12 protein-coding genes and 3 tRNA genes are annotated in these 13,008 nt (G+C 75.6%); 8 read left to right on the forward strand and 7 right to left on the reverse strand.

Annotation, left to right across the window (positions count from 1 at the left end):
- Positions 1-12 precede the first annotated feature (12 nt).
- Entirely contained in the window at positions 13-1,071 is a 1,059-nt protein-coding gene (locus H505_RS0102035; RefSeq protein WP_026400633.1) for an ROK family transcriptional regulator, read from the reverse strand.
- A 107-nt stretch (positions 1,072-1,178) separates the two neighbouring features.
- On the opposite strand from H505_RS0102035, the gene H505_RS0102040 reads away from it, so the two are divergent.
- Together H505_RS0102040 and H505_RS0102045 are read left to right on the forward strand one after the other, a co-directional pair.
- On the forward strand, positions 1,179-2,429 hold the full coding sequence (locus H505_RS0102040; RefSeq protein ID WP_026400634.1) for a Gfo/Idh/MocA family protein: 1,251 nt from the start codon (positions 1,179-1,181) through the stop codon (positions 2,427-2,429).
- The gene (locus H505_RS0102045; protein WP_026400635.1) at positions 2,426-3,706 is read left to right on the forward strand and encodes an ABC transporter substrate-binding protein; all 1,281 of its coding nucleotides are present in this window, start codon (positions 2,426-2,428) and stop codon (positions 3,704-3,706) included. Before H505_RS0102040 ends, H505_RS0102045 begins: the two co-directional genes overlap by 4 nt.
- Here H505_RS0102045 and H505_RS0102050 read toward each other — a convergent pair.
- Positions 3,687-4,637, reverse strand: a complete 951-nt coding sequence (locus tag H505_RS0102050) for a GlxA family transcriptional regulator (RefSeq protein ID WP_026400636.1) — start codon at positions 4,635-4,637, stop codon at positions 3,687-3,689. The two genes, H505_RS0102045 and H505_RS0102050, sit on opposite strands and share 20 nt — an antisense overlap.
- Before the next feature lie 122 nt (positions 4,638-4,759).
- Between H505_RS0102050 and H505_RS50485 the strand changes: the two genes are divergently transcribed.
- Positions 4,760-5,674, forward strand: coding sequence for an NAD-dependent epimerase/dehydratase family protein (locus tag H505_RS50485; RefSeq protein ID WP_026400637.1), 915 nt, complete (start codon positions 4,760-4,762; stop codon positions 5,672-5,674).
- On the opposite strand, the gene H505_RS0102060 is transcribed toward H505_RS50485, so the two are convergent.
- From H505_RS0102060 to H505_RS0102070, 4 genes are all read right to left on the reverse strand, one after another.
- Entirely contained in the window at positions 5,665-7,620 is a 1,956-nt protein-coding gene (locus H505_RS0102060) for a glycoside hydrolase family 3 protein (protein ID WP_245592408.1), read from the reverse strand. The genes H505_RS50485 and H505_RS0102060 overlap by 10 nt on opposite strands.
- Before the next feature lie 107 nt (positions 7,621-7,727).
- Positions 7,728-7,802: transfer RNA gene (locus tag H505_RS0102065), tRNA-His, on the reverse strand.
- A 19-nt stretch (positions 7,803-7,821) separates the two neighbouring features.
- A tRNA-Met gene (locus tag H505_RS49640) sits at positions 7,822-7,894 on the reverse strand.
- Position 7,895: 1 nt separating this feature from the next.
- Positions 7,896-7,978: transfer RNA gene (locus tag H505_RS0102070), tRNA-Ser, on the reverse strand.
- 348 nt (positions 7,979-8,326) lie between these two features.
- On the opposite strand from H505_RS0102070, the gene H505_RS0102075 reads away from it, so the two are divergent.
- A complete protein-coding gene (locus tag H505_RS0102075; protein WP_026400639.1) occupies positions 8,327-8,647 on the forward strand; it encodes a hypothetical protein in 321 nt (106 codons plus the stop codon).
- A 118-nt stretch (positions 8,648-8,765) separates the two neighbouring features.
- Here the strand turns inward: H505_RS0102075 and H505_RS0102080 are convergent, their stop codons facing one another.
- The gene (locus tag H505_RS0102080; protein WP_026400640.1) at positions 8,766-9,593 is read right to left on the reverse strand and encodes an MBL fold metallo-hydrolase; all 828 of its coding nucleotides are present in this window, start codon (positions 9,591-9,593) and stop codon (positions 8,766-8,768) included.
- A gap of 94 nt (positions 9,594-9,687) precedes the next feature.
- Here H505_RS0102080 and H505_RS0102085 point away from each other — a divergent pair, with 94 nt between their 5' ends.
- The 4 genes from H505_RS0102085 (at position 9,688) to H505_RS0102100 (ending at position 12,891) form a co-directional block, all read left to right on the forward strand.
- Positions 9,688-10,215, forward strand: coding sequence for a DinB family protein (locus tag H505_RS0102085; RefSeq protein WP_026400641.1), 528 nt, complete (start codon positions 9,688-9,690; stop codon positions 10,213-10,215).
- 29 nt (positions 10,216-10,244) lie between these two features.
- Positions 10,245-11,594: an MFS transporter gene (locus tag H505_RS39355; RefSeq protein ID WP_281173401.1), complete on the forward strand. Its 1,350-nt coding sequence runs from the start codon at positions 10,245-10,247 to the stop codon at positions 11,592-11,594.
- An 8-nt stretch (positions 11,595-11,602) separates the two neighbouring features.
- Positions 11,603-12,535, forward strand: a complete 933-nt coding sequence (locus H505_RS39360; protein ID WP_084549729.1) for a phosphotransferase family protein — start codon at positions 11,603-11,605, stop codon at positions 12,533-12,535.
- A 68-nt stretch (positions 12,536-12,603) separates the two neighbouring features.
- Positions 12,604-12,891, forward strand: coding sequence for a TFIIB-type zinc ribbon-containing protein (locus tag H505_RS0102100; RefSeq protein ID WP_034516159.1), 288 nt, complete (start codon positions 12,604-12,606; stop codon positions 12,889-12,891).
- Positions 12,892-13,008: the final 117 nt, after the last annotated feature.

Genomic DNA, 13,008 nt, shown 5'->3' on the forward strand with positions numbered 1-13,008 from the left:
GCGGGCGTCCGGTCAACGCGCCGGGTCGAGGGAGAACAGGTCCTCGTCGACGCGGTCGAGGGCGAGCCGGACGGCGCCGAGGCTCACCGACTCGTCCCCGAGCGGGGACGCCTCGACGCGGACGGGCCGCAGGCAGAGCGGGCCGACGTGCGCGGCGAGTTCGGCGACGAGGGGCCCGCCGGGACGCACGAGGGGCCCGCCGACGACGATCGTCTCGGGGTCGAGGGCGAGGGCCATCGCGGCGACGCCGCGCGCCATCCGGGCGGCCACCCGCCCGACGGGTTCGGCGGCGAGGGCGGCCGCGGTGTCGCGGAGGCCCAGTTCGGGCAGCATGCCGATCTCCCCGGCCGCGCCGCTGCCGCGGTGCAGGCGGCCGCCGATGAGGACGCCGACGCCGGTGTGCAGGCCCGCGTGGACGCACACGACGTCGTCCGCGTCGCGCGCGGCGCCGCGCCACCGCTCGGCGAGCGCGGCGAGGTTGGCGTCGTTCTCGACCAGGACGGGGCAGGCGAAGGAGCGGGCCAGCTCGCGGCCGAGGGGCACCCCCGCCCAGCCGGGGACGACCGTGCAGGACGCGACGGTGCCGGACGGGTCGACGACGCCGGGGGTCCCGGCGGCGACCGCGCGCAGCGAGCGGCGCGCGACCCGGGCGGCGGCCAGGCACGTCTTGACGGCGGCGCGCACCGCCGCGATCCGCTCCGCGGGCGGGGCGTCCGGCGGCAGGTCGGCGCGGTGGCCGCCGGCGACGTCCCCGGCGAGGTCGGCGACCAGCAGCCGCACCCGGTGCGCGTCGATCTCGAAACCGAGGACGTGGCCGGCCTCGGCGCGGAAGCGGTAGCGGCGGGCGGGGCGGCCGAGCCCCGCCCCGTGCCGGGGCGCGACCTCGGCGACGAGCCCGCGGGCGGCGAGCTCGCCGAGCACGCCCTCGGCGGTGGGGCGCGACACCCCGACCCGCTCGGCGAGCCCGGACAGCGTGAACTCGCCGCCGGCGCGGAGCACGCGGAGCGTCGCGGCGGAGTTGAGGCGGCGCAGCACCGAGGGGTCTGCCCCGTGCGAAGGCGGTCGGGTCACGTCGCCCCTTGACAGCGGTCGGTGGACGGTCGACTTTGTGAAAGAAGATTGCGTAACGCCGGTCGGATGGCGGCGGGTCGAATATACCCAGCTCGGAGGGCGTGGCGATGGACGACGGGGGCCCTGCGGTCGCGGTGGCCGGAGCCGGTCTGCGGGGCGCCGGGTACGCGGCGCGGATCCGGCGGGGCGGACGGGCACGGATCGTCGCCGTGGCCGAGCCCGATCCCGTCCGGCGGGAGCGGTTCGCGGCCGAGCACGGGATCCCGCCGGAGCGCCGGTATCCCGGCTGGCGGGAGATGGCGGACGCGGGCCGCGTCGCCGACGGCGTGATCGTCGCGACGCAGGACGCCGAGCACGCCGGGCCCGCGGTCGCGTTCGCCGGGCTGGGCTGCCACGTCCTGCTGGAGAAGCCGATGGCGCCGTCGGAGGCGGAGGCCCGGCGCGTCGCGGACGCGGTCGAGCGGGCGGGCGTGATGCTCGCCGTGTGCCACGTCCTGCGCTACACCCCCTACACCCGGGCGGTGCGGGGGCTGATCGCGGCGGGACGGATCGGGACGCCGCTCAGCGTGCAGCATCTCGAACCGGTCGGGTGGTGGCACCACGCGCACTCGTACGTGCGCGGCAACTGGCGGCGGGAGGACGAGTCGGGGCCGATGCTGCTGACGAAGTCGTGCCACGACCTCGACTGGCTCGTCCACGTGATGGGCGAGGCCCCGGCGCGGGTGTCGTCGTTCGGGCGGCTGTCGCACTTCCGCCCGGAGAACCGGCCCGAGGGGGCCGCCGACCGCTGCCTCGACTGCGCGGCCGAGCCGCGCTGCGCGTACTCGGCGCCGCGCCTGTACCTGGGCGGGCTGCGGCGGGGCGAGGAGTGGCCGCTCGGCGCGGTCACCGGCGAGCGCACCGAGGAGGGCGTCCTGCGGGCGCTGCGGGACGGCCCGTACGGGCGGTGCGTGTACGCGTGCGACAACGACGTCGTCGACCACCAGGTGGTGAACATGGAGTTCCCGTCCGGGGCGACGGGGGTGTTCACGATGACGGCGTTCACCCCGGCCGCGCAGCGGCGGACGCGCGTGTTCGGGACGTCCGGGTCGATCGAGGGCGACGGCGCGAGCATCGCGGTGCACGACTTCGTCACCGGCGGGACGGAGGTGCTGCGGCCGGGCGGGGACGCCGGCGGGCACGGCGGCGGCGACGACGCGCTCGCGGACGCGTTCGCCGAGGCGCTGGCCACCGGGGACCCGTCCCGGCTGGGCACCGGCGCCGCCGAGAGCCTCGCCTCCCACCGGGTCGTGTGGGCCGCCGAGCGGGCGCGCCGCGACGGCACGGTCGTCGACCTCGGCGCGGGCGGTGCGCCGTGAAGGCCGGGCGGGCGGGCGCCGCGGTCGCGCTCGTCCCGGCGCTCCTCCTCGTGCTGGGGGCCTGTTCCGGGGGGTCGGGCGGGTCCGGGACGAACGACGGGCGCGGGCCCATCACGTTCGCGACCGGCAAGGACCTCACGCGGACGGTCCAGCGGCTCGCCGACGGCTGGAACCGGGCCCGCCCGGACGAGCGGGTCCGGATCGTGGAGCTTCCCGAGGACGGCGACCGGGCGCGGCAGCAGCTCGTCCAGAACATGCGGATCGAGTCGGACGCCTACGACGTGGTGCGGCTCGACGCCGTGTGGACGGCCGAGTTCGCCGCGCACCGCTGGATCGTGCCGCTGCCGGACGGGCTCGTCGACACCGGCACGTTCGTCCCGGCGTCCCTGGAGACCGGGAAGTACCGGGGCAGGCTGTACGCGGCGCCGTGGCTGACCGGCACGGGCGTCCTATACTACCGGACGGACCTGCTGGAGAAGGTCGGGTTCGACGCGCCCCCGGCGACGTGGGCGCGGATGCGCGAGCAGTGCGCCGCGGTGCGGAGGCTGCCCGAAGGCGGGGACGTCGGCTGCTACGCGGGCCAGCACGGCAAGTACGAGGGGCTGACGGTCAACTACGCGGAGGCGGTGCAGTCGGCGGGCGGCGCGGTGTTCGACGCGTCCGGGAGGCCCGCGGTGGACACGCCCGCGGCCAAGGCCGGTCTGCGGTTCCTCGTCGAGTCGTTCGAAAACGGGACGATTCCGGCGAAGGCCGCCACGTTCATGGAGGAGGACGGCCGCCGCGCCTTCCAGGAGGGCGACCTCGTCTTCCACCGCAACTGGGCGTACGTGTACGCGCTCGCGGCGGCCGGCGACGGGTCGTCCGCGGTGGAGGGGAGGTTCGACGTCGCGCCGATCCCCGGGCTGGACGGGCCGGGCTCGGGCACCCTCGGCGGCAACAACCTCGCGGTGTCGGCGTTCTCCCGCCACCAGGCGACCGCCCGCGACTTCGTCGCGCACATCGTCGGGCCGGAGGTCCAGCGCGAGTACGGGCGCGCGCAGTCGTTCCCGCTGTCGCTCGCGGCGCTCTACGACGACCCCGGGATGGTCGAGCGGTACCCGTACCTGCCGGTGCTGGAGGAGGGCCTGCGGACCGCGCGGCCGCGGCCCGCCGTCGTCCGCTACAACGAGGTGTCGGCCGCGATCCAGGACCACGTCGCCGCCGCCGTCGCCGGCGACACGACCGTCGACCGGGCCGCCGCCGACCTCCAGGCGGCCCTCACCGCACTGACGGGCTGACCCGGTTCCGGTACTCCGACGGCGGCACGCCCGTCCGGCGGACGACGTGCGCGCGGAGCGAGTCGGCGCTGCCCAGGCCCGTGAGGCGCGCCACCCGGTCCATCGGCAGCCGCGTCGTCTCCAGCAGCTCGCAGGCCCGGTCGACCCGCCGGTGCAGCAGCCACCGCAGCGGGCTGAGGCCGGTCTCCGCGCGGAAGCGGCGGGAGAGCGTGCGGGTGCTGACCCGGGCGTGCCGGGCCAGGTCGGCGAGCGACAGCGGCTCGGCGAGCCGCTCCAGCGCCCACGCGCGGGTCGCGGCCAGCGACGCGTCCGGCTCGGCGGGCACCGGGTCGTCCACCACCTGCACCTGGTCGCCGGGGCGCGGCGGCGCCGCCACGGTCAGCCGCGCGATCTCGGCGGCCGCCGCGGCGCCCCGGTCCGTCCGCACGATGTGCAGGCACAGCTCGATCCCGGCGGCCGCACCGGCCGAGGTCAGCACAGGGCCGTCCGCCTCGTACAGGACGTCCGGCAGCACGGTCGCCGCGGGGAACCGCTCGGCGAGCGCGGCGGTCAGGCCCCAGTGCGTGGTGGCGCGGCGGCCGTCCAGCAGGCCCGCCTCGCCGAGCACGAACACGCCCGTGCAGATCGCCGCGACGCGCGCCCCGGCGGACGCCGCGCCGCGCACCGCCCGCAGGACCCGCGCGTCCACGTCGGCGCGCCCTCCCCCGCCCACGACGAGGACCGTCCCGGCGCCCGCCGCGGCGTCCAGCCCGTGCGGCGCGACGACGTCGAGACCGCCCACCGTCTCCAGCGGGACGCCCGGCTCGGCCGCGCACACGCGCAGCTCGTAGCCCGGCCCGGCGCCGAACACCATGTGCGGGATGGTGACGTCGAACGCCATCACCGGCGGCACCACGACGACCGCGACCGTGTGCGCCTCCACTGCGCGCATTGGCGAGAACCTCCGGAGGGTTGGCGAGCGGACCCCTGACGCCGCGCCCGCGGCGGCCCGCACCATGGTCAAGCCGCGGCCGGAGCGCCCTGTTCCCGGCCGCCGTGACCCCAGGGAGAACCATGCCTTTCCACCTCATCGTCGGCCGGGGCGCCACCGCCTCGGCCACCGCGCGCCTCCTCGCCGACGGCGGCGACCGCGTCCGGATGGTGTCGCGCAGCGGCGCCGGACCCGACCACCCCGGCGTCGAGCGGATCGCGCTGGACGCGACCGACGCCGACGCCCTGTCCCGCGCCGCCGAGGGCGCCGCCACCGTCGTCAACACCGCCGCCCCCGCCTACACCACCTGGCCGGAGGCGCTGCCGCCGCTGTTCGACGCGATGCTCACGGCCGCCGAGCGGTCCGGCGGGAACTACGTCATGCTCGGCAACCTGTACGGGTACGGCCCGGTCGACGGGACGCTCACCGAGGAGCACCCGCTCGCGGCGGCCGGCCCCAAGGGACGGGTCCGCGCGCGGATGTGGCTCCGCGCGAAGGAGGCCCACGACGCCGGCCGCGTCCGCGCCGCCGAGGTCCGCGCCGGGCAGTTCCTCGGCGCCGGCGCGTACTCGATCTTCTCGCTGCTCGTGCTGCCCAAGGTGCTCGCCGGACGCCTCGCCCTCGTGCCCGCCGCACCGGACGTCCCGCACCCCTTCACGGCCGTCGGCGACGCCGCCCGCGCCCTCGTCGCCGTCGCCCGCTCCGCGGACGGCTGGGGCCGCGCCTGGCACGCCCCGGTGATCACGGCGTCCGTGCGGGAGGCCGCCGGACGGCTGGCCGCGCTGGCCGGCGCGCCCGAGCCGCGCCTCGCGTCCATGACCGACCGCGAACTCACCCTCCTCGGCCTCGGCGACCCCTTCTGGGAGGAGCTCTGGGAGACCGACCACATGGCGCGCCGCCCGCTCTCCGTCGACGCCTCCGCCCTCGCCGAGCGGTTCGGCGTCGAGGCGTCGCCGCTGGACGGCGTCCTCGAGGAGATGCTTCCGGCCTACTCGTAGCCGAGGCCGTAGCCGAACGGGAACAGCGGCTTCTTGCCGTCGCCCCGGTTGATCGGCTGCTGGCGCGAGTCGGACGGCCACGTGACCGGGAGCCGGCCGGTGGGCGCGGTCTCGCCGAACAGGACGTCCGCGACGCCCGCGCCCTCGGTGCCCGGCAGCCACGACGCGACCAGGGCGTCCCAGCCGGACAGCCGCCCCGCGACGTCGAGCGGGCGGCCCGACACCAGGACGACGATGACCGGGACGTCGGCGGCCCGCAGGCGCTCGATGGTCTTCACGTCGGCCTCGTCCAGTCCCAGGTCGCCGGTGCGGTCGCCGTGGTACTCGGCGTACGGGTCCTCGCCGACCACGGCGATCGCCGCGTCGTAGGAGTCGTCGACGCCGCTGCCGTCGGCGCTGTAGACGACCTCCGTGTCGGAGTCGGCGACCCGGCGGACGCCCTCCAGGATCGTCGTGCCGGGGGTGGTGTCGCCCGGTTCGCCCTGCCAGGTGACCGTCCAGCCGCCGGACTGGCGGCCGATGTCGTCCGCGCTGCGGCCCGCGACGAGGATCTTGTCGTCGGTGGCGCCGAGCGGCAGGACGTCCCCGGAGTTCTTCAGCAGCACCTGCGACTTCGCCACCGCCCGGCGGGCGAGGGCGCGGTGGGCGGCGCCGCCCACCGCGCCCAGCAGGCGGCGGTCCGCCATCGGCCGCTCGAACAGGCCCAGCTCGAACTTCTTCGTCAGGATCCGCCGGTTCGCGTCGTCGATCCGCGCCAGGGGCACGTCGCCCTCCCGCACCTCGGCGCGCAGGTAGCGGATGAACTTCTTCCACTCCTCCGGCACCATCACGACGTCGATGCCCGCGTTGATCGCCTTGGCGACCTCGTCGCGGGTGAAGCCCGGCTCGCCGTCGATCTGGTCGACGCCGTTGTAGTCGGAGACGACGAACCCGCCGAACCCCAGCTCGCCCTTCAGCACCTCGGTGATCAGGTACCGGTGCTCGTGCAGCTTCACGCCGTTCCACGAGCTGTACGACACCATGACCGAGCCGACGCCGCGCCGGACGGCCTCGCGGAACGGCGGCAGGTGGATCTCGCGGAGCCGCTCCTCGGAGACCCGCGCGTCGCCGCGGTCGTCGCCGCCCTGCGTCGCGCCGTCCCCGAGGTAGTGCTTCGCGGTCGCCAGGACGGACGCCGGCCCGGCGCCGAGCCGCTCGCCCTGCAAGCCGTCGATCATCGTGGTCATCGCCGAGGGCAGGCCCGGCACCTCGCCGAACGACTCGTACGTCCGTCCCCAGCGGTCGTTGCGGACCACGCAGACGCACGGCGCGAAGTTCCAGTCGACGCCGGTGGCCGCCATCTCCCGCGCGGTCGCGGCCCCGATCTCCCGGACGAGCCCGGGGTCGCGGGCCGCGCCGAGCCCGATGTTGTGCGGGAAGATCGTCGCGCCGACGACGTTGTTGTGGCCGTGGACGGCGTCCACGCCGTACATCAGCGGGACGCGCAGGGGCGCGGCGAGCGCGGCCTTCTGCAGCCCGTCGTACATGTCCGCCCAGCTCTCGGGGGTGTTCGGCGCGGGCGCCGAACCGCCGCTCGACAGCACCGAGCCGATCCGGTGCTCGGTGATCTCGGCGGGCCGGATGTACCGGCGCTCGGGCTGGGTCATCTGCCCGAGCTTGTCGTCGAGGCTCATCCGCGCCAGCAGGTCGTCCACGCGCCGCGCGACCGGCAGCTTCGGGTCGAGGTACGGGAGGGGGTCCGCGTCCCCGGCCGCGGTGAGCACCGCCGCGTCCCGGCCGCCCGCGCCCGTCCCGTCCGTCCGGTCCGTGCCGCCGGCGGCGCGCGCGTCGATGCGCGCGGAGCCGCCGCCGGTGCCGATCGCGAGCGCGGCGAGCATGCCGAGGGCCAGGACGCGGTGCCGGGCGCGGACGGTCCGCCGCGTCGCCTTCCCCGAGGAGCAGTACATGCGGCGAAGCGTTTCCGCGGACGATCAATCTCAACGCAACCGAATGCCACCACCTGGGCAATATCTGACGGTGCCGACCGGATGAATGCCAACAATCCGGACATTCAGGGCGACCGCCCGGTATCGAACCGAGGACCTCCGGGACCACAACCCGGCGTGCAGACCACCACACCACGGACGCCACGCCCCCTACCGGGGCAATGCCGGATGCAGGAATCGAACCTACCTATAGCGACTTATGAGATCGCCGAATGCACCAGCATTCCTATCCGGCGCGGAGGGTGCGGGATTCGAACTCGCGCAGGTGACCCTGACCACGGCTTAGCAAGCCGGTGCCTTACCGCTCGGCCAACCCTCCGGGAAAACAAAAGACCGCCCGTGGTCTGCGGGCGGTCGACGGACGAACGTGCTCGTCACGTCCCTCCGAGGCTCCCGAGACCGGGGTGGCTGCGGCTGTGCATTCGGTGTCGGCGCATCGCTTTCTCCCCTCCCGCTCTCGTTCGCTTGCACACCCATGATGCCCCCGCGCCATTGCTGACGCAAGCCTTTTCTGGGACGCCCCCGGAACTGCGGAGCCGCCTTTTTCCCGGCACGCGCCGCCCCGCCCGGCGGCGCGGAATGTGTCACCGGTCACCGTGACCGGGGCGGCGGCGCGGAAGCGTGGCGGCGGGCGCGCCTTAGGATGTGCACGGAAGGCGGTGGACGTTTGGACGAGCGCGGCAGGGGAACGTGCGGCGACCCGATCGACTACCCGCCCGTCGGCTGCCTCTACGAGGTGCGCTACACGCTCGGCCCGCACGGCGCGGGCACCGTGCAGTTCCCCGACGAGTTCGCGCTGGGCCGCTGGTTCACCGCGATGGCCGCCGAGGGCCTGTTCGCCCCGGAGGACTTCACCGTCCCGGACGAGGACGGCCGCAACGGCTACCGGATCTTCTGCGTCACCGGCGGCGGCGGCCGCACGGAGATCAGCTACTTCCATCCGCGGCTCGTCCGGGGCCGGATCGAGGGCCGCCGGCGCCGCCGCTGAGCCCGTCCCCCGCCGCGCCGGTGCCGCGTCTGGAGGGGGTCCTGGAGCGGCTCGGCGAGCACGGCGAGACCGACTCCCGCATCGTGCTGTCCACCGCGTACGACGGGCGGCGGGCGGGTCAGCCGGGCGCGCGGGCGCTGATCCGGCTCCGCGGGACGATCGGGACCGTGCCGCCGCGCTCGACGCTGCGGAGGCGGGCGTCCATGCCGCGCCGGTGGAGTTCGCCCTCGAAGTCCGACAGCGGCGACTTGAACACGGTGTAGTCGTCGTAGTGGACGGGCACGACGGTGGCGCAGCCGGACGTGCTGAGCCAGCGGGCGCCCTGCCGTCCGTCCATCGTGACGGTGAGCAGGCCGAGCAGCTTCGTTCCGCCCAGGTGGACGACGCCCGCGTCGATCCGCGGGTACCTGCGGGCGATCTCGGCGACGGCGTCGTGCATGAGCGTGTCGCCGCTGATGTACATGCGGAGTTCGGGGTCGCCGGCGCGCGGGCCGAACTCCAGCAGGGCGCCCATGACGGGCGGCAGGGCGTGCCGCAGCGGGCCGGGCGCGTGCCGTCCGGGCATCGCGGTGACGGTGACGCGGTGGTCGCCCTTGACGAGCGGCTGGCCCTCCCAGGTCCGCAGGCCGACGGCCTCCCGGAAGCCGCGGCCGTTCAGCGTCCGGGCGGCGGCGCCGGTGGTGAGGACGGGCAGGCCGCGGTCGAGGTGCCTTTCGGCGACGGGGTCCCAGTGGTCGTCGTGCAGGTGGGACAGGACGACGGCGTCGACGGCGGGCAGGTCGTCCACGGTGATCGCGGGGTCGCGGAGGCGTTCGCTGGAGAGGCCGTAGCCGAGGTACGCGCGGTCGCCGCGGCGCAGGAAGTTCGGATCGGTGAGCAGCGTGAACGGCCCGTACCGGATGATGGTCGTGGCGTTCCCGATGAAGGTCAGTGTCGCGTCGGGCATGGTTCCCCCTGCGATGGCGAGCCCGTTCCGGCAGGCGCACCCCCTACCCGGATATGTGCCTGCATACCGGGATCTACTCCGACATAGTGGAACCATGACGTGGACCGCTCCCACCGTGACCCGCTCCCATCCCTGGGCCGACCACCTGACCGGCGACGAGCGCTCGCTCGCCGACGCCTGGCTCGACCACCACCGCGAGACGCTGCTGTGGAAGTGCGCCGGGCTGACGGCGGAGCAGCTCAAGCTGCGCTGCGTCGAGCCGTCCGAGCTGTCGCTGCTGGGGCTCGTCCGGCACATGGCGGAGGTCGAGCGCGACTGGTTCCGGACGCGGTTCGCCGGGGAGAAGGTCGAGTACCTGTACGTGTCGGACGACGACCTCGTGGCGGAGTTCCGGGTCGAGGACGCCGACGCGGAGGCCGACCTGGCCGTGTACACCGCGGAGATCGAGGCGTGCCGGCGGGCGACGGCGGGCCGGTCCCTCGACGAGACCTACCTCGACCCGCGGCGCGGCGAGGAGATGAGCCTGCGCTGGGTGTACTGGTCGATGGTGGAGGAGTACGCGCGCCACAACGGCCACGCGGACCTGCTGCGCGAGCGCATCGACGGGAGCACGGGGCACTGAGGGGCAACGCGATCGTCCTGGGCGTCGTCCTGCTCTCGTCGTTCACGTTCCCGCTGACGATCACGGGGGCGTCGGTGGCGCTGCCGGACATCCGGGACGACCTCGGCGCCGGGCTGACCGCGTCGCAGTGGGTGATCACCGGGTACAACGCGTGCTTCGCGAGCTTCCTGGTCGCGATGGGCTCGCTCGCGGACGTCGCGGGCCGGCGGCGCATCTTCATCGGCGGCGTGGCCCTGTTCTGCGCGACGGGCCTCGCCGCGGCGGCGTCCCGGGACGTGCTGACGCTGAACGCGGTGCGGGCGCTCGGCGGCGTGGGCGCCGCGGCGGCCGCGACGGGCGGGTCGGCGATCCTGGCGGCGACGTTCCACGGGGCGGCGCGGACGCGGGCGTTCGGGGCGCTCGGGACCGTGCTCGGCATGGGCCTGGCGTTCGGGCCGACGGTCGGCGGGCTGCTGGTGGAGACGCTGGGCTGGCGGGCCGCGTTCGGGGTGCCGGCGGCCGTCGCGGGGCTGGTGCTGGTGCTCGTCCCGGTGCTGCCCGGGGCGCGGGGCGACGCCGGACGGCGCATCGACTGGGCGGGCGCGGGGCTGTTCACGGCCGCGCTGCTGGCGCTGATCACCTCGATCGTGGAGGGCGGCGAGCGCGGGTTCGGCGGCCCGCTCGTGCTGGGCGGCTTCGCGGCGGCGGGGGCGCTGGCGGCGGCGTTCGTCGCGGTGGAGCGGCGCGCGGACGACCCGATGTTCGAGCTCGGGCTGCTCGCGAACCCGAAGTTCTCGTCGTACGCGGTGGCGGCGGGGTCGATCGTGTTCGTGCTGGTGCCGCTGCTGGTGTACCTGCCGTCGTACCTGATCGCCGTGGTGGGGCTGGACGCGGGCGAGGCGGGCGTGTGGCTGCTGATGCTGACGGCGCCGACCGTGGTGCTGCCGATGGCCGGGACGGCGCTCGCCAAGCGGCTCCCGGCGGGCGCCGTGGTGGCCGGGTCGGTGGCGGTGACGGGCGTGGGCGCGCTGCTGCTGGTGACGATCGGGCCGGGCAGCACGCCGTGGGCGCTGGCCGTGCCGCTGGCGCTGACCGGGGCCGGGTTCGGGCTGTCCACCGGGCTGCTGGACGGCCTGGCGGTGACGGTCGTGCGGCCGGAGCAGGCCGGGACGGCGGCCGGGATGTTCTCGACGGCGCGGCTGGCCACCGAGACCGTCGGGATCGCGGTGGTGGGCGCGGCGCTCGCGGCGCTCAGCGGGGACCGGCTGACCGGGTCGCACTACACCGACGCGCTGCGGATCGTCTGCGCGGCGCTGGCGCTGTTCGCGGCGGCCGCGACCGCGTGCGTCCTCGGGCTGTCACGCAAACCTGTCGGGCACGGTGCGGCGCCGGGTGGTTGACTGTCCGGGTGCAGACCGAAACCCCCCAGTCAGCTCCGGCCGCCCGGTCCGCGCTGTTCGCCCGGCTCGTCGAGATCGGCGGCGGCCCGCCGGACGCGGCGGCCGCGGCGGCCGCGGCGGTGACGCTCTACGACCGGCACGGCGTGCTGGTGGTGCGGGTCGGCGACGTCGCGGTCAAGGCGCACCAGCCCGACCGGGAGCTCGGGCCGGAGTTCGCCGACCGGATCCGGCTGGCGGCGGCGCTGCCGCACATCCTGCTGGGCCCGGCCGGGCCTCCGGTCGACGCGGACGGCCGGACGGTGACCGTCGCGCCCTACGGGGAGCCGGTGGACCCGGCGCGGGACCTGCCGTGGGAGGAGGGCGCGCGGCTGCTCGCCGCGCTGCACCGGGTGCCCGTCCCGGCCGGCGCGCCGTCCTGGGGGCGTCCGGAGCGGGTCGCGCGGCTGGTCGGGCGGCTCGGGGCGGGACCGGCGGAGGACGCGGTGCGGCGCGCGTTCGCCGGGCTGCCCGCGTGGATCCGCGGCGAGGGCGCCGAGCCGCCGCGCGCCCGGGAGTGCGTCGTGCACGGCGACTGGCACCTCGGGCAGATGGTCCGCGCGCGGGACGGCTGGCGCCTCATCGACATCGAGGACCTGGGCCGCGGCGACCCCGCCTGGGACCTCGCGCGCCCTGCGGCGCTGTACTGCGCCGGCGTGCTGGACCCGGCCGAGTGGGAGCGGTTCCTCGGCGCCTACCGGGACGCCGGGGGCCCGGCGGTCCCGCCGGACGGCGACCCGTGGGCGGCCCTGGACATACCCGCGCGAAGTTTGGCGATCCAGATCGCCGCGACGTGCGTCCAATCCGCGAGGAAGGGCGATCGACCGCTGGACGGACCCGAGGAGGCGATGGTCGACGCCTGCAGGAGAATGGCCTGCATCGAAATCGGCGGAGAACCGGCATGACGTGACGGGGAACCTGCCCTAGATTTAGCCTCTACCTGGGGTTCCATAACGGAAGGGATGACAACGCGATGCACTGCCCTAAGTGCCGTGGCGTGATGCGGACCTACACCCGGAGCGGCGTTCACATCGAACAGTGTGACGCGTGCCGGGGCATTTTCCTCGACTACGGCGAGCTGGAGGCCCTCAGCCAGATGGAGGCCCAGTACCGGGCCGCGCCGCCGGCCGCGCCGGCCGCGCCCGCGACCCCGGGGTGGAGCGCGCCGGCGGCGGCGCCGCAGGTGCACCACCACCACCATGGCGCGCACCACCACCGCCCCTACGGCGGCAGCGTGTTCCACATGCTGTTCTCCACCTGACGCCCGCGCACGGCGACGGCCGTGCGGCCCGCTCCTCAGGGGAGCGGCGACCGCACGGCCGCTTTTTCGCGCCCGCCTTCCCGTGCCGCCTTCCGTGCCCGCCGGCCGTGCCCGCCG

The sequence above is a fragment of the Actinomadura rifamycini DSM 43936 genome, assembly GCF_000425065.1.
GTDB classification, from domain to species: Bacteria; Actinomycetota; Actinomycetes; order Streptosporangiales; family Streptosporangiaceae; genus Spirillospora; species Spirillospora rifamycini.